Source organism: Nostoc flagelliforme FACHB-838 (assembly GCF_014698065.1).
Classification (GTDB): Bacteria; Cyanobacteriota; Cyanobacteriia; order Cyanobacteriales; family Nostocaceae; genus Nostoc; species Nostoc flagelliforme_B.
This window is the reverse complement of sequence record NZ_JACJSI010000004.1, coordinates 41,185-62,899: the sequence shown is the minus strand read 5'-3', so window position 1 is coordinate 62,899 and position 21,715 is coordinate 41,185. Positions and strand designations below refer to the sequence as shown.

General features: G+C 41.1%; 17 protein-coding genes and 1 tRNA gene. 9 read left to right on the top strand and 9 right to left on the bottom strand.

From position 1 onward, the window contains the following. Positions 1-4 precede the first annotated feature (4 nt). The 4 genes from H6G97_RS03180 to psbZ form a co-directional block, all read right to left on the bottom strand. Positions 5-412, bottom strand: coding sequence for a hypothetical protein (locus tag H6G97_RS03180; RefSeq protein ID WP_100901502.1), 408 nt, complete (start codon positions 410-412; stop codon positions 5-7). Between the two features lie 668 nt (positions 413-1,080). Further along, positions 1,081-1,152 (bottom strand) — tRNA-Gly (locus H6G97_RS03175). A 129-nt stretch (positions 1,153-1,281) separates the two neighbouring features. Continuing rightward, on the bottom strand, positions 1,282-1,860 hold the full coding sequence (gene ribH / locus H6G97_RS03170) for a 6,7-dimethyl-8-ribityllumazine synthase (RefSeq protein ID WP_094346524.1): 579 nt from the start codon (positions 1,858-1,860) through the stop codon (positions 1,282-1,284). A 188-nt stretch (positions 1,861-2,048) separates the two neighbouring features. Continuing rightward, positions 2,049-2,237 carry a photosystem II reaction center protein PsbZ gene (psbZ, locus tag H6G97_RS03165; protein WP_190939268.1) on the bottom strand — a complete coding sequence of 63 codons (189 nt, stop codon included), beginning with the start codon at positions 2,235-2,237 and terminating at the stop codon, positions 2,049-2,051. 220 nt (positions 2,238-2,457) lie between these two features. Between psbZ and H6G97_RS03160 the strand changes: the two genes are divergently transcribed. Both H6G97_RS03160 and H6G97_RS03155 read left to right on the top strand, forming a co-directional pair. Continuing rightward, on the top strand, positions 2,458-2,682 hold the full coding sequence (locus H6G97_RS03160; RefSeq protein WP_190939267.1) for a hypothetical protein: 225 nt from the start codon (positions 2,458-2,460) through the stop codon (positions 2,680-2,682). Between the two features lie 124 nt (positions 2,683-2,806). Then, positions 2,807-5,533, top strand: a complete 2,727-nt coding sequence (locus H6G97_RS03155) for a CBS domain-containing protein (RefSeq protein ID WP_190939367.1) — start codon at positions 2,807-2,809, stop codon at positions 5,531-5,533. A gap of 12 nt (positions 5,534-5,545) precedes the next feature. On the opposite strand, the gene H6G97_RS03150 is transcribed toward H6G97_RS03155, so the two are convergent. Then, the gene (locus H6G97_RS03150; protein ID WP_190939266.1) at positions 5,546-6,331 is read right to left on the bottom strand and encodes a Uma2 family endonuclease; all 786 of its coding nucleotides are present in this window, start codon (positions 6,329-6,331) and stop codon (positions 5,546-5,548) included. A gap of 493 nt (positions 6,332-6,824) precedes the next feature. Here H6G97_RS03150 and abc-f point away from each other — a divergent pair, with 493 nt between their 5' ends. The 5 genes from abc-f (at position 6,825) to H6G97_RS03125 (ending at position 12,353) form a co-directional block, all read left to right on the top strand. Continuing rightward, positions 6,825-8,450, top strand: coding sequence for a ribosomal protection-like ABC-F family protein (gene abc-f, locus H6G97_RS03145; protein WP_190939265.1), 1,626 nt, complete (start codon positions 6,825-6,827; stop codon positions 8,448-8,450). A 151-nt stretch (positions 8,451-8,601) separates the two neighbouring features. Further along, positions 8,602-8,928 (top strand): DUF6825 family protein, encoded by a 327-nt coding sequence (locus H6G97_RS03140; RefSeq protein WP_190939264.1) that lies wholly within the window; start codon positions 8,602-8,604, stop codon positions 8,926-8,928. A gap of 150 nt (positions 8,929-9,078) precedes the next feature. Continuing rightward, positions 9,079-10,764 carry an ABC1 kinase family protein gene (locus H6G97_RS03135; RefSeq protein WP_190939263.1) on the top strand — a complete coding sequence of 562 codons (1,686 nt, stop codon included), beginning with the start codon at positions 9,079-9,081 and terminating at the stop codon, positions 10,762-10,764. 18 nt (positions 10,765-10,782) lie between these two features. Then, the gene (locus H6G97_RS03130) at positions 10,783-11,520 is read left to right on the top strand and encodes a Stp1/IreP family PP2C-type Ser/Thr phosphatase (protein WP_190939262.1); all 738 of its coding nucleotides are present in this window, start codon (positions 10,783-10,785) and stop codon (positions 11,518-11,520) included. Between the two features lie 635 nt (positions 11,521-12,155). Next, positions 12,156-12,353, top strand: coding sequence for an NblA/ycf18 family protein (locus H6G97_RS03125; protein WP_190939261.1), 198 nt, complete (start codon positions 12,156-12,158; stop codon positions 12,351-12,353). Positions 12,354-12,827: 474 nt separating this feature from the next. Here H6G97_RS03125 and H6G97_RS03120 read toward each other — a convergent pair whose 3' ends face one another. Next, entirely contained in the window at positions 12,828-14,381 is a 1,554-nt protein-coding gene (locus tag H6G97_RS03120; protein ID WP_190939260.1) for a serine/threonine-protein kinase, read from the bottom strand. 1,254 nt (positions 14,382-15,635) lie between these two features. Here H6G97_RS03120 and H6G97_RS03115 point away from each other — a divergent pair. Then, positions 15,636-16,895 carry a glycosyltransferase gene (locus tag H6G97_RS03115; protein ID WP_190939259.1) on the top strand — a complete coding sequence of 420 codons (1,260 nt, stop codon included), beginning with the start codon at positions 15,636-15,638 and terminating at the stop codon, positions 16,893-16,895. Between the two features lie 48 nt (positions 16,896-16,943). Here the strand turns inward: H6G97_RS03115 and H6G97_RS03110 are convergent, their stop codons facing one another. The 3 genes from H6G97_RS03110 to H6G97_RS03100 all read right to left on the bottom strand — a co-directional run bounded on the left by H6G97_RS03110 (position 16,944) and on the right by H6G97_RS03100 (position 20,125). Then, on the bottom strand, positions 16,944-17,957 hold the full coding sequence (locus H6G97_RS03110) for a glycosyltransferase family 2 protein (protein ID WP_190939258.1): 1,014 nt from the start codon (positions 17,955-17,957) through the stop codon (positions 16,944-16,946). A 336-nt stretch (positions 17,958-18,293) separates the two neighbouring features. After that, positions 18,294-18,734: a hypothetical protein gene (locus H6G97_RS03105; protein WP_190939257.1), complete on the bottom strand. Its 441-nt coding sequence runs from the start codon at positions 18,732-18,734 to the stop codon at positions 18,294-18,296. 128 nt (positions 18,735-18,862) lie between these two features. Continuing rightward, complete coding sequence (locus H6G97_RS03100; RefSeq protein WP_190939256.1) at positions 18,863-20,125, bottom strand: anhydro-N-acetylmuramic acid kinase; 1,263 nt, start codon at positions 20,123-20,125, stop codon at positions 18,863-18,865. 156 nt (positions 20,126-20,281) lie between these two features. Here H6G97_RS03100 and H6G97_RS03095 point away from each other — a divergent pair, with 156 nt between their 5' ends. Further along, on the top strand, positions 20,282-21,700 hold the full coding sequence (locus H6G97_RS03095; RefSeq protein ID WP_190939255.1) for a folate/biopterin family MFS transporter: 1,419 nt from the start codon (positions 20,282-20,284) through the stop codon (positions 21,698-21,700). Positions 21,701-21,715 lie beyond the last annotated feature (15 nt).

The following is a 21,715-nucleotide window of genomic DNA, read 5'->3' as shown; positions in this document are numbered from 1 at the left end:
TGAGTTAACGTCTGTAGGTAAGCCAAACCATTAGTGCTGGCAGAATAGCCAATAGTACCGCCACCATTGCCCAAGCAACAATGCTGGAACTATTTGCCAATCGCAGTGCTAATGGCAGCCATATAATCACTAGCACGAAAATAATGCCAAGTGCTATAGGCAGATAGCTTTCTCCCAAGCGCGGATGGACAACATGCCAACTATTTCCCATCCAACGCCAAGCCCGTTTGTAGGGATAGGTGGTAGAAAGCTGTTCTAAGACATGACCATTATCTTCTACTACAAAGATTTGCTGACAGCGATCGCAACCAAATGCTTCTGTCAGCGTAATCGGAATTAACTGACCCCGGCGACGACAGGGACAGGGGTATTCGGTATTGAAGTCTATTTTTTCGGGTTTTTGAGATTGCACAAGCGTTCTAGTAACTTGAGCGTGTTTTACACGACCTGTGAGAATATGATTCCTTGGTAAATGCCTTAAAGGCTTCTCTTTTTATGAAAATAAACAGGCGATTCAAATATCGCCATCATTGCAAACAGTAGATGCAGCAGACTCTAAATATCCTAATTGCCATATCAGTACGAGGTTCTCTGTTTGTAATCTTTCCCCATAGCTGGCAATCTTATCTAAAAATTTCCTTCTTTTCATTTGTCGCTTTAAAGATAATGTGGTTGCGTTTTTGGGCATTTATTGCGATGACACACAAAGATTGTAGCCAAGCTAATCTATATCTACACCAGTCTAAAGCTGGGTTTTATATTTCTTAGCAAGTGGGTAACGCTTCTTTTTGTGAGCGATATTCAAATTGAGACAGTAGACGATTTGCTTGCTTGATTTGTCCACATTAGGAGTGATTCACAAGAGTGTAGTGCGAATCGCCTAAGACTTCAACAGTTATCAATTATCAGTTATCAGTTAATTTGTCCGTTGGGAGTCAGAGTTTCCCACAAATATAAGTGGCGTGCTTCAGTCGGGATCAAATCTCCGACTACTTCCAATGATTAACTGTTCACTGATTTAATGCACCCTAAAAACACTAAACCTCTTGGAGTTAAAAACTGCAAGAGGCTTTAGTTGGAAGCGGGTAACGCGATTCGAACGCGCGACATTCACCTTGGCAAGGTGACGCTCTACCACTGAGCTATACCCGCAATCAATCACTATATATTAATATCTCAGATTTATTCCTAATTGTCAACCCCTTAATTTAGTTATTTGGTCATTGGTCATTAGTCATTGGTCATTAGTGAATAACAAAGGACAAATGACTAATGACTCATTTAGCCGAGTTCTTCTGATTCCGCAGTTAAATTGCCGATGCTGGCACTTTGAAAAGAGGCTGGCAAAGACTGGCTATTACGAGAATATGGCTCTGCCAGGTTAGAACGCAGTTGCCGCATCAGGCTTGCCATTTCTAGGGCATTCAGGGCATAATCCCAGCCATGATTACCTTTGATGCCTGCCCGTTCTAAGGCTTGTTGCATAGTGTCTACTGTCAAAATGCCAAAAATTACTGGCACTCCAGTTTGAAAGCTAGCGGCGGCAATACCTTTAGAAACTTCGGCGGATACATAATCAAAATGGGGTGTTTGTCCTCGAATGACTGCACCTAGACAAATTACAGCATCATAACGATGGGAAAGTGCTAGTTGGCGAGCTACTAAAGGTACCTCAAAACTTCCCGGAACCCAAACATAGTCTACCTGATTACCTTGGGGGTTAGGATCTACACCGTGGCGTTTCAAGCAATCTTGACATCCCTCTAGCAGCTTTCCGGTAACTAGGTCATTAAATCGACCAATCACCACTGCAAACCGCAAAGGCTCCGTTTGGGTAAAAGTTCCCTCGAAAACTGCCATGACTGCCTCTTAATCAACTATAGTTCTGGCCAATATACATTTCTTATTTAAATGTAGAGGAGCAGGAAAGCACGGTTAAAAAAAGGAAATCGGAAAAAATTTCTCCTTTTCTCCTTTGGTCTTTGACCTTAGCTTTTCTGCTCCTCTAGTTCTTATATTATGTGCCTGCGCCAGAGTGAAGCCGTCGCCTACACGACAAAAAAGTTTAACAAACCAACTAAAAATACCAAACCAATCCAGGCGATGGAACCAACCCAGAGCAGTTTTTTAGATTCAACCCAATTTTGGGGAGTGGCATAAGCTACGGGAACGCCAACAACCAGGACAAAAGACAATAGAACTAGGCTTATCAAAGCGAATTGAAATATTATGGTCATTTTTGCTTCTCCCAATACAGCGAAATAGTGATATGTCTTACACTAACAGTAAGGTGTACAGTGTAGGCAACGAGCGTGACTCCTGCTATTGCATAGGACATTTCCACAAGCTTCTGGCCAGAAGCTTTGGTTTTATGTCCTCGTGATCCCCCACGGTCAACAATTTGATTTTTTCTTCCTTTCGTACCCCACAAATTTTACGACACAGGATGAATTGCTTATGACTTTTGCACTGATGTGTCAACCAATGGTAAATTTGCATTCTTTGAAAGGATGCCTACTCGTTTCCCGTTGTCCAACGTTTCACGTAGGTTTGCCAGAGGGCAGTAAGCGAGGTGTATCAATAACCGTGGTGGCGAGTAACTACTTAAATCATACAACGCCGCGATCGCGTATTTCAGAATATTTGACAATTAGGGCGCTGACTCTGAAGGTTAAAGGGTGAGGCTTCTGTCCATTTTAGCTAAATGGGAACACTGATATTTTTTTCTTATTTTTCAGTTACCAAATACAATATTTTAGTCGTTCGTCCTTTGTCTAAGAACCAATGACCAATGACTCTTAGTACTATGGATTTAATTCTTTGCCACACAACAGCAGATTTTGACGCACTAGGGGCTGCGGTAGGGTTAACGCGCCTACTACCGGGAAGTAAGATTGTGCTGAGTGGCGGTTCTCACCCTCCTGTAAGGGATTTTTTAGCATTGCATCGGGATGAATATCCGTTAATTGAACGCCGTTCGGTGAATCCAGAAAAAATTCGTTCTCTGACTGTGGTGGATACCCAACAGCGCGATCGCTTGGGTAAAGCTGCTGAGTGGTTAGATTTACCGCATATTGGAGAGATTATAATTTATGACCATCACTTAGGACAAGAATCAAATATTCCGGCTACCGAATCATATATTTCCTCAGTAGGAGCAACTACAACTTTAATCGTTGAGCAATTGCAACAACAGGAAATTTCCCTAACTCCTGCCGAAGCAACTGTGATGGCTTTGGGTATCCATGTTGACACTGGTTCTTTGACTTATGACCAGTCCACACCACGGGATGCCTTAGCTTTGGCTTGGTTGATGCAACAAGGTGCGAGTTTATCGGTAATTTCCACCTACCGTGACCCTGGTTTGTCTGTGCAATTGCAGCAGTTATTAACTGAATCGCTGGAAAATTTAGAATATTTTTCTCTACATGGATATACGGTTGCTTGGGTAACTCTGAAAACAGATGGTTTTGTGCCAGGGTTATCGAGTTTGGCATCGGAACTCGTGGAACTAACCGAAATTGATGCCCTACTGTTGGCTAATGAATATGATTTGGATGAAGGTGATTCACGGTTAACTGTAATTGGGCGATCGCAAATTCCCAAAACGAATCTTAACGTATTATTCCAACTTCTAGGTGGCGGTGGTCATTCACAAGCCGCATCACTAAATTTAAGAGGAGTTGATTCAGAGGCAATATTAAAACAACTCCTTGACGGGGTAAAAGCACAAATTCCCCATCCCCTCACCGCTAGGGACTTGATGTCCTCTCCTGTTCGCACGATTCTACCTGAAACCACAATTGCCGAAGCCCAGCGCATCTTATTACGCTATGGACACTCTGGTTTATCTGTAGTCGATGCCCAAGGGCAACTAGTTGGTATTATTTCGCGCCGGGATCTTGATGTTGCGCTGCACCACGGATTTAGTCATGCGCCAGTTAAAGGCTATATGACGACGAATCTTAAAACGATCGCACCAGATACGACATTGCCACAAATTGAAGCGCTGATGGTGACTTATGATATCGGACGCTTACCAGTATTAGAGAATGAGCAGTTAGTTGGTCTAGTTACTCGTACTGATGTCTTGCGGGAATTACATCAAGAAAGGGATGAAGATGAAGAGGGACAAAAATTCAAAATTCAAAATGACGCTAACGCTGCGCTAACAAAATTCAAAATTCCTCTCAGCACTGAGTTGCAAAATCGCCTTGCTCCCCAATTGTGGCAATTACTCACCACAGCATCACAAGAAGCTGAAAAACGCGGTTGGCATCTTTATCTTGTCGGAGGTGCAGTGCGGGATTTACTGTTAGCTGATGCAACATCAGGCACTTTGATGATTAAAGATATTGATCTTGTAGTTGATGGCTTTCACAAATCAGCAGATGTTGGTGCTGGTGTGGAATTAGCAAAAGCACTCCAACAACTTTACCCTGCTGCCCGCTTAGAAATCCACGGGGCTTTTCAAACTGCGGCTTTGTTGTGGCACAAAGACCCAGAATTAGATTCTTTATGGGTAGATATTGCCACCGCGAGGACAGAATTCTATCCATATCCAGCAGCGAATCCAGAAGTTGAGGCGAGTTCTATTCGTCAAGACTTATATCGTCGAGATTTTAGCATCAATGCCCTTGCTTTACGCCTCACTACTCCCCGTGCTGGTGAACTACTCGATTTCTTTGGCGGATTAATAGATTTACAAGCCAAGCAAATTCGGGTTTTACACCCCAACAGCTTTATCGAAGACCCCACCCGGATTTATCGTGGCGTGCGCTTTGCTGTGCGCTTCGGATTTCAAATTGAACCGCAAACTGAAGAGTTTATCCGCTATGCCATCAACAGTGGTGTTTACGATCGCACTACTCAAGAGAATAGCAAAACTCCAGCCCTGCAAACTCGCCTGAAAACAGAATTAAAACACATCCTAGAAGCCCCCTACTGGAAATCGGCTTTGCAGTTACTCGATAATTTAGGAGCGTTGCAATGTATCCATCCTACCCTCAACCTAGACGCAGAACTTTTGCGACAATTACGTTTGCTAGAACGCTGCTTGCGGCAATTTGACGCTGAACAAACTCTCATCCATTGGGAAATGCGTTTAGAAGCGTTAATCGCCCATTTAACATCACAATATCGGGCGAAAGTCGCAAAGAATCTGCAACTGCAAGAGGATACTATTAAACGCTTGCAAAACTTGGCTTCTGCCCAAACTGAGGTGATGGAGTTTTTGCCTAAGTGTCAAAGTCCCAGTCAAGTAGTGCAGTTGTTGCGACAGTACGATTTACCAATGCTGATTTTAATTGCTTTGCAAAGTCCGCGATCGCTTAGACATCAGATTTGGGAATATTTAACTGTTTTGGCTAATGTGCAGCCACTATTGAATGGCAATGATTTAAAAAAACTGGGTTACAAACCAGGGCCCCAGTATCGGCAAATATTAGATGATGTAGTTGCTGCTACCTTAGATGGAGTGATTAAAGATAGGACGGAAGCTGAGGAGTTTTTAGCACAACACTATCCTAAATGAAATAGCTCTGGTCTAAATTGTATCTGGATCGATATTTAACTCCCGTAGTTTTCCTGCTAAACGTTCAGCTTGTTGTTCGGCTTGTTCAGCTTTTTGTTCAGCTTGTTCAGCCTTTTGTTCGGCTTGTTCAGCTTTTTGTTCAGCTTGTTCAGCCTTTTGTTCAGCTTGTTCAACTTGTTGTTGTATTTGATCTGCCGTTTCTTCAGGTGTTGGTACTAGTTGACCATCTCGTGTAAAAAACCGCAATAATCCCTGATAAGCTCCCAAATATAACCCTAGTTGTTGACTCCACAAATATCCTTGTTCACTTGCTTGTAGAGGTTGATATTCTCCATCTACTAAATGAAATCCCGCAAATTCTTGTGTGTAAGGGTCAAACCAAAAATAATCGGGTGTGCGGAAGGTATCTTGATAAATTGTTTTTTTTAAACCTCTATCAGTATTAGCTGTTGAGTCAGAGAGAATTTCTACAATTACATTGGGATATTTGCCATCTTCTTCCCAGACTACCCAACTTTTTCGGGTTTTGCGTTCAGTTCCCAACACTACAAAAAAGTCTGGTCCCCGAAAGAATTCTGATTTTCGTTGGTGCGGACTGTAGTAAACAGTCAAGTTTCCCGCCGCATAAAAATCATTTCTGTCTCGCCACAGCCATTCCAGACATTGCAAAAATAGGATTATTTGCCGTAGATGCAGTTCGCTTTCCAAGGGAGGCTCATCACTATATAAATCACCAGGGGGAAATATAACATCTTGACAGATGCCTTCTTGAGAATCTAATTCTTGAGCTATGGTCATAGAATGGATACGGCATCAAGTAGTTATGGATTTATTTTAGCAGTGTTGTAGTTAGCGATCGCTTAGTTATAGGTACGAGGCATCTTTATCAAAATTCCTCCTGAACCTCTGCGTTCTCTGCGTCTCTGCGGTGGAAAATTTTTATTAACCACAGAGGCGCAGAGGGCACAGAGAAGAAAAAAGCGATCGCTAGCCTTCCGAAATACCTTCATGCTACACTGTAGCCAATATAAACCTCATCACAACTCCAACGAGATAGCACAAATGAAGTAGTACCAAACACCTGTTGCGCCAAAGCAACAAATGTCAACAAAGAATAAACGCAATTAGTTTGACAGGGTTACTTCACATAGTCATGTACTAAAAATATTGTCATCACTCCTATCTAGATTGAACCGCTTGGCAAGTGTCTGCGGCTAAGTTTTTGTGTCTAATCTACCCGTAATTCTTATGAATACACGGGTGGAACTTTGCGAATTGAGGTTTGAGAAGAATGCAGAAAAAATCAATATTATTAGCTGAGAATTTAGCCTACGAACTCAGCTTGGATAGAACTTTGTTTCAAAAAATTCAGGTGGGTATCGAAGCAGGCGATCGCATCGCTTTAGTCGGTCGCAACGGTGTAGGAAAATCAACCCTACTCAAGATAATTGCAGGTCAAACTAGCCCCAGTACAGGATCAGTTTGGCGTAATGGTGTCGTCTATTATTTGCCACCAATCAGCACTATCAGACAAGAAATAACAGCAGATACAGTACTTAATTTTTTGATTTCCACCTCTGATGAATGGTGGAAGATTGAGGATATTTTGCAAACACAATTTGATACAAATATTGATTTGTCTCTACCAATTACTAGCTTGAGTGGAGGAGAACTCACAAAACTATTTCTAGCGATCGGTTTAGCTCAAGAACCAAATTTGCTGTTGCTGGATGAGCCAACCAACCACATGGATTTGCAAGCGTTAGAAAGTTTAAGGCAATTTCTCCAAAATTTCACTGGCGCATTTGTGATTGTCTCGCACAAGCCTTTTTTCCTAGACCAAGTGACATCTGTAACTTGGGAACTTACACCTGTTGGAATAAAGGTATATGGAGGCAATTTTTCTCAGTATAAAGAACAGAAAGAAATCGAGTTAGAAGCGGCATTGCGATCGCACGAAGCCGCCAGAAAGGAACTCAAACGTACCCAAGCTACCGCTATGCAAGAGCAGCAACGCGCAGCCCAATCTAGCCGCAACGGCCGCGCCAAGTTTCTTAATGGCAGTATTGATAGAATGGCAGCAGGGCTGATTAAAACTAAAGCTGAGGTGTCTACCGGAACTGCGAAAAAGAAACATGAAGCAGCAGTAGTAAAGGCTAATCAAAAGGTTGCAGAGACGAAGGTCAAAACTACAAAAGTAACAAGTATTCTGCTAGAAGAAAAAAATCAAAAGCGCCGAAATCTCATTAATATCCAGGGTGCAAATCTTAGGGTATCAGAACGTCTATTGATTCAAAATATTCAACTGCATGTATCATCAGGCGATCGCATAGCCATTATCGGCGCAAACGGTTCTGGTAAATCGAGTCTGGTAAAAGCAATTTTAGGAATGGAAAACCAAACCGCAGTTTTAGACTCAGGTGAGGTTTTGCTTGCACCAGCGATAAAAGCTGTATATCTCGATCAAACCTACGAATTGGTAAATCGCCGATGCACACTTTTGGAAAATATGCAAGCTGCCAATCCTAATCTCAGCTATCAGCTTTTGCGTCAACAACTAGGACACTTTCTCTTTAAATATGATGACGTTCACAAAAGCGCCTCTGTGCTGAGTGGGGGTGAATTAGCAAGATTAGCGATCGCTATGATCAGTATCTCAGAAATCGATCTGCTGATTCTCGATGAGCCAACTAATAACCTGGATATTGAAACTGTTGAACAAATGGTAGTAGGTATCAATGACTATCAAGGGGCACTTTGGGTAATTTCCCACGATCTAGACTTCCTGTGCCGAACTAACATTACTCAAAGTTTTAAGTTGAGAGAGCAAGCCTTGCAAATGACAACCTATTTACCCAATACACCAGAGCAATATTATCAAGAATTACTCGACATCTCTGACCCAAGATCGTTGTAGCTCTTGCTTACGTATCCGTAAACTTTGTAAATTCTATTCACTAAGGCTGAAACTCACCCATCCTGCCACGTAAATTTCTAACTCTACAACAGAAGCCGTAAAGCATACGGGCAAGTTATAATTCTCTTGCGGTGCAACGTAACAAAAATTTATGAGTAACCCCCTTGTGCAAGCCTTTTTCGTAGGCAGAGCAGTAGCTGAAGTAGTTAATGAGCGTTTAGAGGTCGCCTTGACCGATGCTTTGAGTGATCTGGGCAAATTTGATGCGGAAGCTAAAGAGCAGTTGCGTCAGTTTACAGAAGAAGTCATAGAGCGGGCAAACCGAGCAGCAGAAGCGGCTAATAGCGGTCAAGCTACCACCGGTACTAGACAAGCCAGCCCTGATTCCGGTGACTTGCAAGCAGATGTAGATGAATTACGGGCAGAAATTGCCCTTTTACGAACAGAATTGCAACATTATCGCAGAACTTCTGCATAAATTTAGTCATAGGTCATAGGTCATTAGTCATTGGTCAAAAATTATGCACAAATGACAAATGACAAAAGACACTTAAGAAAAAACAGTTTAGGAATCAGAGTGTCTTTTCTTCCAAAAGATTCGGTCGCAAACCAACGGTACACAAAGTATATGGAACAAGGTTATTCAGATAAAGCATACCGTTGGAATCGGGAAAAATACTCTAGCAGACGGCGTTTTGTGGACATTTGGTCTTTTGTCTTGACCTTATTGTTCAAACTTTGGCTATACAACAAATCTTGGAGTTATCCAGGTGGTGTGACTGAGGTAAAGCAAGCTGCAAGACGCAAAACCCAAGCGGTGTGGATTCGCAATACCTTGCTAGATTTAGGGCCAACCTTTATTAAAGTTGGCCAACTGTTTTCCACCCGTGCTGATATATTCCCTGGTGAATATGTAGAAGAACTAGCCAAGTTACAAGATAAAGTACCCGCATTTAGCTATGAGCAAGTAGAAGCGACCATTGAAAAAGAACTAGGCAAGAAAATTCCTGAACTCTTTCATAATTTTGAACCGATTCCCTTGGCTGCTGCTAGCTTGGGGCAAGTACATAAAGCTATACTCCATACTGGAGAATCGGTTGTCGTCAAGGTGCAACGTCCTGGACTAAAGAAGTTATTTGAAATAGATTTACAAATTCTTAAGGGAATTACCCGCTACTTTCAAAACCATCCCAAATGGGGACGAGGGCGAGATTGGTTGGGTATTTACGAAGAGTGTTGTCGCATTCTTTGGGAAGAAATTGATTATCTCAACGAAGGTCGTAACGCCGATACTTTTCGCCGGAACTTTCGCGGCTACGATTGGGTAAACGTCCCCAGAATATACTGGCGTTATGCCACTTCCAGAGTACTGACTTTAGAATATCTCCCTGGAATTAAAATTAACCAATACGAAGCTTTAGAAGCGGCAGGTTTAGACCGAAAAGCGATCGCTCGTCAAGGCGCTCAAGCCTACTTATTACAATTACTCAATAGTGGCTTTTTCCACGCCGATCCTCACCCAGGCAATATTGCCGTTAGTGCAAATGGTGCCCTGATATTTTATGATTTCGGCATGATGGGGCGGATTAAGTCCAACGTCCGCGAAGGACTGATGCAAACACTGTTTGGTATCGCTCAAAAAGATGGCGATCGCGTTGTACAGTCTCTCATTGAGTTAGGCGCGATCGCACCAACGGATGATATGGGGCCAGTACGGCGCTCCGTCCAGTATATGCTCGATCATTTCATGGATAAGCCCTTTGAAAACCAATCAGTCGCGGCAATCAGTGACGACCTTTACGAAATAGCTTATAATCAGCCATTTAGATTTCCAGCAACTTTTACTTTTGTGATGCGAGCCTTTTCTACCCTAGAAGGGGTAGGCAAAGGCTTAGATCCAGAGTTTAACTTTATGGAAGTTGCTAAACCTTATGCAATGCAACTTATGACCGACATGAATGGTTCTGAGGGGAATAGCTTTCTTAACGAATTAAGTCGCCAAGCAGCTCAGGTAAGTAGTACCGCCTTTGGTCTACCACGTAGATTAGAAGATACGCTAGAGAAGCTAGAGCAGGGAGATATGCGTTTGCGCGTTCGGTCTATAGAAACTGAACGCTTGCTGCGGCGACAGAGCAGTATTCAGCTCTCAATAAGCTATTCTCTGTTAATAAGCGGTTTCACGCTTTCAGCTACTATCCTAGTGGTTAAAGATTATGTCTGGTTGGCACTGCTGCCTGGTTTAATTGCACTAGGGCTTTCAGTGATCCTGATCAGATTACTTTTACGCCTCGACCGTTACGATCGTATGTATTAATTGTTGCAAAAAAAAATTATGAAACTTAATTTCACGGGTTTTAGCGATCCGGGACTTATTCGTTCTAATAATCAGGATGCTTACTATATCGACCCAGAGGGACGATTTTTCGTTGTCGCCGATGGAATGGGTGGTCATGCGGGAGGTGAAGAAGCAAGTCGGATTGCCACTGGAGAAATCCAGGCGTATTTGCTAGCAAATTGGGAATCTCCTAAATCTTCTCAAGAATTGCTAGAGCAAGCTTTGTGGGGTGCCAATCAAGCGATTTTGCACGATCAGCAAAATCATCCCGAACGCGCCGACATGGGTACAACAGTTGTAGCAGTAATTTTTCGCGCCCCAGAATCCCCCTGGTGCGCTCATGTTGGCGATTCTCGGCTGTATCGCTTCCGAGAGTCGCACTTAGAACAAGTAACAGAAGACCACACTTGGGTAGCACGGGCAATCAAAATCGGTGACATCACCACAGATGAGGCACGGTTACATCCTTTTCGTCATGTATTATCCCGTTGTTTAGGGCGTGAAGACTTGCATCAAATTGATGTGCAACCGCTGGATGTGAAAGTTGGCGATCGCTTGCTGTTATGTAGTGATGGTCTTACGGAAGAACTTGTCGAGCAAAAGATTGCTAGCTGCCTCCAAGACACTCCTTGGGTTGATAAAGCCGCCATTTCTCTAGTTGAGGCTGCCAAAGAGCATGGAGGACACGATAACATCACGGTTGTCATCGTCTCACTCGAAGAAAATAGTCATTAGTCATTGTCAAAGAACAAAAGACAAAGGACAAATGACAAATCTGGTAAATATACTCAGTAATTTGTTCAGCGTGAGCATTTTTCCTTTTTACAATTTGATACAAATATTTTTAACCTCAAAAATGACCTAAAGAGGCTAAATTTGAATAAATTGGTAAATTTGACATCTTGCACGTAATAAGGTAGAGCGACTATAATTCACGCTTATTACCATTCATTTCCTAACTTCCTGAAAATCCTTCTGCTGCAAAGCTTCCTCCACATTGGGGAAGACAGCCTCTTAGTTTTCTATTTAATCAAAACTAGGATGGTTAAGCATAGCACCTAATCTTGTCCTAAAACGAGAGTTGTGCAAAGCAGGAAGGAGTTAGGGAGATAGTTATAACTATCTAAAGTTAAATAAAGCCTATTTTCCGGAATACGCTTTGGCTAACTTGAGTGGTATATCAGTAGGATTAGGTGCAAGAAATCAAATCAGAAAAAGTCCACATTTCGGATGTGGTCAATCATGTCAAACAGTTGTTATCTTTCTTAATACGGAGGAACAAATGTTGGACAGATAAAAGCCCAAATATTATCCCATTTGGACTTCTGTGAGCGATATAAACTTTACGCGTTGTTTTTTCGGAGTTTATTATGAATCAACCTATGAAGCTATCCTTGGAACAGCAATTCAGCATTTGCTCATTTTCTACTCAGGTACAATACATGAGCCACGACCAAGCTAAAGACTTTTTAGTCAAGCTTTATGAGCAAATGGTCGTCCGCGAGGCAACTTATCAAGAGCTTCTCAAGCACCAGTGGGGCTTAGATTCAGGTTCCACTATGGCATAGAGTCGTTCTAATGTCGCAGTGGGCGACCTCCTTCTCTTGCTTGTTTCCAAGGAGGAAAAGAGCTGGGGATGCCGGGGCGTCAACTTCGATAAGTAATCCCACAAAAGTGGTGTAAAAGTTCAGTTCACGAAATTAGCTAAGAATGACTAAACATTGTCTACGGCATATCTGTTGGAGTCTAGACTTGACTTTATATTCGTAAGCTAAACTTATTGTTTGCTTTAGCCAAACTTCTTTTTGTTTCGTCTAGTCTGAGAACCACACCTGCATAAATTTACAATCTACTTGAATATGTACACAGGGAGATTCAGAGAGAATCTACATAGCACTGCCTTAGCAGCTAGTGTTTTCACTCTTTATACATATAACTAGAACTTACATCTTTATATATATTTTGTTTATAAAACGTTACATTTGGGGAGTGACCGCCCCTTGAGTTGCATCTAAAAAATAGATAAAACTAGGAAATTATTTTTAGCTGGAAAGATCGTATGGAGAATCGGTATCAATACTTTCCAGTTTTGCCAGAATTTGAGGCTTAATCTTTTCATACTCGTTTTTGAGTAAGCTTTTACTCATTTGCGGGTCAGCAGAGGACATCAACGTGTTACTCATTGCGACCCACTCTTGTAGTCGTTGGCGCTGGGCAGAAGCAACACTGGAAAGTAAGATATGAGAACAGCGATTTGGTGTTTCTCGTGCAAAGAATAACAGGCGATAGTAACCTGTGTGCTGTAGTAATCGGGTAATTTCTTGACCAAGACTGGTTTTGAGATCAAGGTAATAAGGCAACCATTTAGCGCCATGCCTGCGGTTGTGGATAACAGTAATCCATAGCAGCATGGGATGGGGAATAGAGATAAACAGAAATTGGTTATAGCGGTTACAGAGTAAGCGCTTTTGAATTTCTTCTTGCGGTAGCATCACCCACAAAGCTGGTAACACCTGCCCATTGCTATGAATGGGTTGAGGAAAAACAATATCGGCAATTGGTTTATTTTGGGGCCAGGAAATGGCACGAGCGATTTCATCATTTGACAAGGATACCTGCAAATCGACTTTTGTCTTTTGTTCCAGCTCATTGCTCGCTGTAGTCGCAGGAACTAGGGCATGGCTGTCTTGCTTAATTTTGCGTGTATGCTCAGGTTTTTCTAGAGATGCTAAAACTTTAAGGATTTCAGTGATACTTTGCGGGCGATCGCGTGCTACTTTAGCTAGACAACTCATCACCAAATTTTCGATTTCTTTTGGTAGCTCTAATCCAGGCACAACCTCAGCAAAAGAACGTGGTTTTTGATAGTGATGTGTTTTATACCATGCTCCAAAAGAGTGAGTTGGTGCCACCAATGGCATTTTGCCTGTGAGCATCTCAAACATCATGATGCCCAAACTATAAATATCAGAACGATTGTCTAATTCCTTACCCTCCATCTGTTCAGGAGAAGAATAAGCTAATGTCCCCAAGTAGAATTTTGTATGATCGCCGTCTGACTGTAATAACTTAGCAATACCAAAATCTAGAACCTTGACCAATTCTCCAAAACTGGGATCTTGAATTACCAGCATGTTGCTTGGCTTGACATCCCGATGGATAATTGGGCAAATACTGCCTTCAACTGGGATGCCATCATGGGCGCACTGTAAACCCAGGCTGAGTTGACGCGCCATGCTGAGGAATCTTGGTAAAGGCAGTCGTTGCTTGCGAATAATATTATTCAGGCTTTGTCCTTGTAGGTATTCCATGACGTAGAACGGGGTGTTATTTTCGTCTACGCCGTAGTCCATAACTCGGACAATATGGATGCTTTTTTGCCCTAGTAAAGCACAGGTTTTTGCTTCTCGCTCAAAGCGGTCTTGCAATCGCATCTTTTCATTTTGGATTGATAAAGCGAGAAACTTCACCGCAACAGGTACACCTCCCAACAAAGTATCTTTAGCACGATAAACCCGACCCATTGCTCCAGTACCGATTAACTCCTGGAGTTGGTAGCGTTTGCTGAGTAAGCGACCAATATTGGGGTCTGACATAGAAAATTTAAATCCAAAAGCAGATTGTAAGTATTTGGGAGGAAAAGTGCATTCAAACTGATATCTGAATTATTGCGCCTATAAATGACTTTCTAGACTCGTACCGCAAGGCAGAAGTCGGAGGGCAAAAAGCTTATCGGATAAGCTTTTGTGCGATTTCCAATAATTGCTTTGTTTGGCCGGTGCTGTACTAGCGTTTTTCAGTCCTTTAAAAGAGGATTTAAACCACGATTTGCCAGTTTGTAACCAAGACGGTTATTACAACTGTTGCAACATACTAAATCAAACAAACTAGAAGGGTTATGTTTATAATGACGCTTTTGACCATTTGGCACTTTAATTGTGATGTAATTTTAGTTTGCCCAATTTTGACTAAATATATAACTCTAGGATGAGGCAAAAACTTTAATTAGGGAGTAAGATAACTTTGGCAAATTTCGGATAACTGAGTCGTGAGTACAGAGTTTTGAATATAAATAAAGCCTGATGCGGTGACATGAAACCGTGCTAGGCATATTTTATAATTTCCAAGCCCTTATGTCTCGTAAATAATGCTCTAACTTATTAGAAGTTATAACTGTTATTTTAATGGTCAATAACCCTTAACTAAAGTTTTGCTTGATCATAATTTTTTTGTTTCTTGGTTCGCTCTCCCCTGGGGTATTGATATCCGCAAAATACTCCACTATACTCTGTTCAATACTACCAATATCTGCCACTTATTTTAGCTCTCGCTGACCACGATAATTTTAAAGAGCATCAGCATATTTAGTTTCAAAATCCTGTAACATTAGCCTGACTCATGACGATTTTTTGACAACCGCATTGAAGTAATCTCATTTGTCTTCTTATTTTTCAAATGCGTTTTTTATACTGTTGTTTATGCTTATTTTTTTCATTGCTTAAGCTCACATTATACAAAATTAAATGAGCTTACTCTTAGTCTGTAACCGCATTTATAGACAATCGGCTGTTGGTTTTCTCTAACTTTCTGGAATTCCGGATGAGCGTAAAGTTTTTTGTATATAATCGAACCTTCTGCTACTTATGCTATATTTTCTTAGGTAAAAAAGTGAATAACTAAAAATAAAGTCTACTCATAAAAAATTTTTTAGATTTTTAGCAGTTAAATTGCCCTTTATCTCTGAATTTTTAGTGAATTATCTAGACTAACAAAATACATATTTACTTTCAAGTTTAGACGCTTACTCTAGAGAAAAATATTCTTTACATAGAACTATTTTAGGTGGATATATGAAAGCTTTAATTGTTACGTGTCACTTACCAACTGATAATAAAACTGATAAACATGGATGGTTTAAACGCCTAGAAATATTTATCGATGCACTCAAGGATATTGCTGAGATCCATATCCTTTACTATCTTAGTGAGGGGCAAGACGATTTAACCTTAGAAAAAACTGCTCAGATAGAAACAAATCTAAGCAGCAGAATCAATAAAAAGGTTAGTTTGTATCTTTATCCTTATAAAATAAGAGGTAATTTAGTAGAAAAGATAATAGATTTACTTTTGATTTCTTACGATAAAAAAAGGTTTTTTTCTAGCAGAAACTCATTAGAAAGTATAGTTTTAAAAGAGAAGATTAAAATAATAAAACCTGACATAATATTCTTTAGTAGATTACTGTCAATTGTCTCAGCATTAGGTACTGAATCTGAATATAAATTTCCCACTATTTTCTTTGATATTGATGATGTTTCGCACACTGATTATTATAAGAGGCTATGGAGTTCTAAGCTACGTTATTTAGGTAATTCCTGGGAAAGCATTAAATCATCTCCTTTTTTCTTTTTTCAGGTTCTTCACAAACAATTACTACTTTCTCGTGCTGTTGCAATTTCAGACTTAACATTTGTTTGTTCTGAGATCGACCGGAAATATATTTCAGAAAACTTTAATGATTCTCAGGTTAAAATAGTACCGAATGCTGTGACTATCCCGACGGAAAAAAGTTCGCTTCCTAGCAACCCAAATTTGTTATTTTTAGGAAATTATGACCGATCGCCTAATAATGTTATTGGTGCTAATTTCTTAATAGAGGAGATTTGGCCGCTTATTTATCAACAGCAGCCAGAAGCACGTTTAATTATTGCTGGCAAGAGTCCAGATAATATTCGTACTTATACTGATAATATTCCTGGAGTAGAATTTACAGGCTTTGTGACAGATATAAATGCTCTTTATGACCGAACTCGCGTGGTTTGTTGCCCAATCTTATCTGGAGGTGGTACTCGACTTAAAATCATCGAAGCAGCAGCGTATGGAAAACCAATTGTTTCAACTACTGTTGGAGCAGAAGGACTAGAAATGATAGACGGTAGAGAATATATACTTCGAGATCAGCCTGAAGATTTTGCCCAAGCTTGCCTAGAATTATTTAGAAATGATTTTCTTTGCGAACAGCTAGGAAATCAAGCTCGTGCTGCTGCTATAAAACATTACGATCGCAACTGTATAATTAATCTTATACAAAAGTATTTTCAGCAGATATAAATAAATATCGCCATAGTAGAGGAATATATTTTATTTATAGTGAATTTGCTAATTGGTTTTTCTTCGTTTTAGCTGGAGATTGTAAGACATTTCAAAAACTAATTTATTACCCATTACATAATATTGGAATCGACGTTCCATTAGAGTAGAAAGTCGAGAAATAAAATCATAAAAAAAGCCCGGATTTTTCCTTATCTCTCTTAATGCTGTTAACCATTCTCCTTTTTTTATAGGCACTAAAACTTGGGCATAAGCTAAATTTTTCTTAAATACTGCAAGATTATAAGACAAAGCACGCATTAAAGCTGGATTTTTTTCCACAGCTTTTTGTTGCATGAAAGAATAAGTAGCTAGGCAATATTGATTTAGACGTGACAATTGGCTTTGACGTACAAGAGAAATGGAGCGTGAACGGTAGAAATAATAGGGTTCTGGTACTAGGAAAAAGCGAGCGCCATTGATTAAGCATTTCATGTCAAGCCAAAAGTCCTCAGCTATGCTTACGGTTTCATCATACTCAATGCCGTACTTAACCAGAAATTCTCGTTTGAATACAGGCTTGCTTAAACCAAGATGCAACCCTGCTTGTCCATAAACATCAGTTTCTACAAAATAAACGGGATCAATTTGGATGATTTTATCTATATTTTCTCCACTTTCTTGAATTAATGTACTCCAAGGAGATGTTGCACCATCTTTGATAAAATAAATATCGTCTGCAATCATATCTGCATTTGTTTCTTCTGCCAGCAACACAAGCTTTTCTAATCTTTCATGAGCATACCAGTCATCTGAATCAAGAACAGCAATCCATTCTCCTTCGGCTGCTCTGAGAGCAATATTACGCGCAGCAGAAACCCCAAGGTTTTGTTGATTAATTATCACTTTGAGACGTTGATCGGTAAAACTATTAGCAACTTCTATAGTTTTGTCAGTTGAACCATCATCGACCACAATAACTTCAATATCAGTGAGCGTTTGCTTTAAGGCTGACTCTATTGCCTTTGCAATATAAGCTTCAGTATTGTAAGCAGGGATAATGACAGAGACTTTAGGATTCATGAAACTGAGTTCCTGACTATTGATTACACGGTTAAATGAGAATGCTAAAATCTTAATAAATTGAGAATAATTTATTTTTTACTATACCAGTACTAAATAATTTGTAAAATATTTTATTTTTATACTTCGTGCCCTTTGCGATTCATTAAATCAAATAACTTTTACAACTCATACTTAGGATTGATGCGTTGTGGTTCCTAATCTGGTAAAATTCGCTTTCGAAATTATTAACCTTGTTAAATAAGATTTGGATGTACCTCAGTTGCTTAGAAAACCTAAATATGGTAAACAGACGTTAACAAGTCCAAGTTTTCAGCAAGTAAATATAGTTCTATTTTATTGACGTTCTAGGCTAGCTTCTATTGTGTTAGTTAAAAAATGACCAGATAAGATACCACTACTGAGGTAGTATGTATCTTCAGAAATGCGGTGTAGGCTTTCAAAGCCACTACGACGCTGACGATCGCCTATTACCCAGTAACGCTGCACAATAGTATCTAAACCAATCCAGCCTTCACCTTCAACCTGCCCCAAAATATTATGTTGTAGTAAAAAAGTATACTGACGCTCTCCATCATGTAGCCGCCCCTTATATTGCAGAGAGATTTCAGAGCGATCACTACCTGGAAATATCAGTTTTGTGGCCATAGTGAACCAGTTATCTCGATTCCAAGCTACCAAGGTCATACCCTTGACGCTGATTGGCAAACCATTACGTTCCAACCAATTTCCTTGTATTGTCCAGCGTCCTGGTTCCAATAAAAAAGTATGAGCCACCTTTTATATTCCCTGTCGATCGAGTGCCGCCAAGACTACAGTTATAGCAGTGCTGAATTGTGTTAGCGATAGCGGGGCGTTTAGCCCGTGAAGAATGAAGAAACTTTTTTATTATTCCTGACTCAGAACTAAATTTGGTAAATTTCCCCCAAAAGCACTTCTTGAGATGCCCCAGTAGCAATAGGTAAGTTGCCAGGAATGCCCAAATTTCGCCAGTAGGCTAAAACGGCGAAAGCGATCGCTTCTTTAAAATCTGCACTCAAACCAACTTCATCTGTAGTCCAGACTGGTATTGATGTCAACAACAACTGTAATCGACGTTTCAAATAGAGATTGCGACTACCACCGCCACATAATAATACTCGTTGTGGCATTTCCGGCAAAAAAGTGCGGTAACTATGAACAATTGAAGCAGCTGTAAGTTCCGTGAGAGTTGCCAGTAAGTCGGCAGCGTTGAGTTGGTATGCTTGGGCATCTTTTAAACACTGATGCAGGTAAGCCACGCCAAATAACTCTCTACCAGTGGATTTCGGCGGCGGCAAATGAAAATATTCTTGGTTGAGCCATTGTTCTACTAAAGGATCGCAAGGAGTACCACTCGCTGCCCAATTGCCATCTTCATCGTAAGTTTTAGCACCAGCGCTTAAATGCTCCACCGCCAGATCCAACAGACTATTTCCTGGGCCAGTATCCCAAGCGCGAATTTTTGAAAGCCAGTCGCCATATCGAGGTGGAATATAAGCAACATTACCAATACCACCAATGTTTTGAATACAACGCCCCTCCTGAGGATGGCTAAGTAAATAGGCATCTACTCTGGGTACAAGAGGCGCACCATGACCACCAATAGCAATATCAGCAACGCGAAAGTTGCTCACAGTTGTAATACGCGTAAGATGAGTAATTAACGCACCGCGCCCTAGTTGAAGACTGTAACCTAAGGGAGTACTGTTAGCGATAGTAAAACGTTTAGCCTCTGCTGAGTAAGGGGTGAGCATTTCTGTTTCTTTCTTCCCCTGCTCCCCTGCTTCCCCTGCTTTCCCCACTCCCGCAGGTGGTCGATGATAAACCGTCTGACCGTGGGAGCCTAGGAGGGTGGCTGGCTGATGACCAATTTGAATATTTTGGGCAGCTTGGGCAAAGACAATAGCGATCGCATCATCTATTTCTGCTAATTCTGCCATTGAGATGGCAACGCCTGCACCAACTGCCAATATTCTTTCCCTGAGTTCGGCTGGATAGGGATATGTTGCCCCGGCTAACAACTCAATTTTGAGATCCAATTCTGTACCAGAAATCTCTACCAACGCAGCGTCTATGCCATCTACGGATGTGCCACTAATTAAACCGATAACGCGAGTAGGTACAGCAGCTTGTTCAGTCGGATGCATTGAGCAAGATTCTTTTGTTGATTGCAAGAGGTAGTCTAATTCATGTTACTACCCATGTCAAAAAAACTCAGGTGGCATAGTTGGCTGGAGAAACTGCCCACATCTTCAGAATCGATATGATAGAAAAGTAGATAAAACTTAAAAAATATTTATCGAATGGTGCTTCAATCATCTGGCTTGGCCAAGGTCAAAGACTCGTTAACACAAAAAATCTTCTTGGGTAATGAACCTAATGCAGAGTTAATTGCAATTCTCACCGTTTATTTTGTTCAAGGAATTTTAGGATTATCGCGTCTAGCCGTGAGCTTTTTCCTTAAAGATGAACTGCTGCTGAGTCCAGTCGAGGTGTCGGCGCTGTTGGGAATTGTCTTTCTACCTTGGATGATCAAGCCGGTGTTTGGTTTTATCTCTGATGGCCTGCCTATATTTGGCTATCGTCGGCGTCCATACTTGATTTTATCGGGGATACTGGGAACTGCTTCTTGGGTAAGTCTGGCCACAATAGTTCATACTAGCTGGGCAGCTACATTAGCGATCGCTCTGGGTTCTCTGTCTGTAGCCATGAGTGATGTCATAGTTGACTCGCTGGTTGTGGAACGAGTCAGAGGGGAATCGCAAGCAAAAGCCGGTTCACTACAATCTCTTTGCTGGGGTGCTTCTGCGATCGGAGGTTTAATAACAGCATACTTTAGTGGTCTGCTGCTCCAATACTTTACTACCCGTACCGTCTTTGCAATTACCGCCTTATTTCCTCTCATCGTCTCAGGGGTAGCTTGGTTAATTGCTGAGTCCCCCGTTAGCAAAGATGCTCAAGATAGTAATCAGACCAACTCTTTACCAATCAAACATCAACTGGGACAGCTACGCCAAGCCATTAGCCAAAAAAGAATCTGGCTACCAACGGTGTTTGTCTTCATCTGGCAAGCTACCCCAAATGCTGACTCAGCCTTTTTCTACTTCTCTACCAACGAACTACACTTTGAACCCGAATTTTTGGGGCGCGTACACTTGGTGACAAGTTTCGCTTCTTTAGCAGGTGTTTGGATTTTTCAACGTTTCCTCAAAAGCATCCCTTTTCGCGTGATTTTTGCTTGGAGTACAGTCCTTTCGTCAGCTTTAGGAATGACGATGCTGTTGTTAGTGACTCACACAAACAGGCGGTTAGGTATAGATGACCACTGGTTTAGTTTGGGTGATAGCCTGATTCTCACTGTAATGGGAAAAATTGCTTTTATGCAAGTGATGGTGCTAGCTGCAAGGCTTTGTCCCTCTGGCGTGGAAGCGACATTATTTGCCTTGTTAATGTCGGTGTTTAATTCAGCATCAACGGTTTCCCATGCATTTGGGGCATTAATCACCTATTGGCTGGGGATCACCGCAACGAACTTTGAATCACTTTGGCTATTGGTGCTAATTACTAATCTCAGCACGTTGTTACCTCTACCATTTATCAATTGGCTACCTGCTGCTGAGGAACAAACTGAGACATCCGAAGATGGGGAACAAGCGTTTTTGCCAGATTTGATGTCCGAGTTGGTACTGAGAGAACCAGAGTCGGAAAAAAATTCTTTTTAGCGGCTAAATCTTTTC

Bases quoted from the DNA above. Each gene is read 5' to 3' on its own strand.
- H6G97_RS03120 (WP_190939260.1), bottom strand. From the start codon at position 14,381: ATGTCAGACCCCAATATTGGTCGCTTACTCAGCAAACGCTACCAACTC.
- H6G97_RS03100 (WP_190939256.1), bottom strand. From the start codon at position 20,125: ATGCATCCGACTGAACAAGCTGCTGTACCTACTCGCGTTATCGGTTTA.
- H6G97_RS03115 (WP_190939259.1), top strand. From the start codon at position 15,636: ATGAAAGCTTTAATTGTTACGTGTCACTTACCAACTGATAATAAAACT.
- ribH (WP_094346524.1), bottom strand. From the start codon at position 1,860: ATGGCAGTTTTCGAGGGAACTTTTACCCAAACGGAGCCTTTGCGGTTT.
- H6G97_RS03095 (WP_190939255.1), top strand. From the start codon at position 20,282: ATGGTGCTTCAATCATCTGGCTTGGCCAAGGTCAAAGACTCGTTAACA.
- H6G97_RS03150 (WP_190939266.1), bottom strand. From the start codon at position 6,331: ATGACCATAGCTCAAGAATTAGATTCTCAAGAAGGCATCTGTCAAGAT.
- H6G97_RS03135 (WP_190939263.1), top strand. From the start codon at position 9,079: ATGGAACAAGGTTATTCAGATAAAGCATACCGTTGGAATCGGGAAAAA.
- H6G97_RS03140 (WP_190939264.1), top strand. From the start codon at position 8,602: ATGAGTAACCCCCTTGTGCAAGCCTTTTTCGTAGGCAGAGCAGTAGCT.
- H6G97_RS03160 (WP_190939267.1), top strand. From the start codon at position 2,458: ATGACTTTTGCACTGATGTGTCAACCAATGGTAAATTTGCATTCTTTG.
- H6G97_RS03125 (WP_190939261.1), top strand. From the start codon at position 12,156: ATGAATCAACCTATGAAGCTATCCTTGGAACAGCAATTCAGCATTTGC.
- psbZ (WP_190939268.1), bottom strand. From the start codon at position 2,237: ATGACCATAATATTTCAATTCGCTTTGATAAGCCTAGTTCTATTGTCT.
- H6G97_RS03110 (WP_190939258.1), bottom strand. From the start codon at position 17,957: ATGAATCCTAAAGTCTCTGTCATTATCCCTGCTTACAATACTGAAGCT.
- H6G97_RS03155 (WP_190939367.1), top strand. From the start codon at position 2,807: ATGGATTTAATTCTTTGCCACACAACAGCAGATTTTGACGCACTAGGG.
- abc-f (WP_190939265.1), top strand. From the start codon at position 6,825: ATGCAGAAAAAATCAATATTATTAGCTGAGAATTTAGCCTACGAACTC.
- H6G97_RS03130 (WP_190939262.1), top strand. From the start codon at position 10,783: ATGAAACTTAATTTCACGGGTTTTAGCGATCCGGGACTTATTCGTTCT.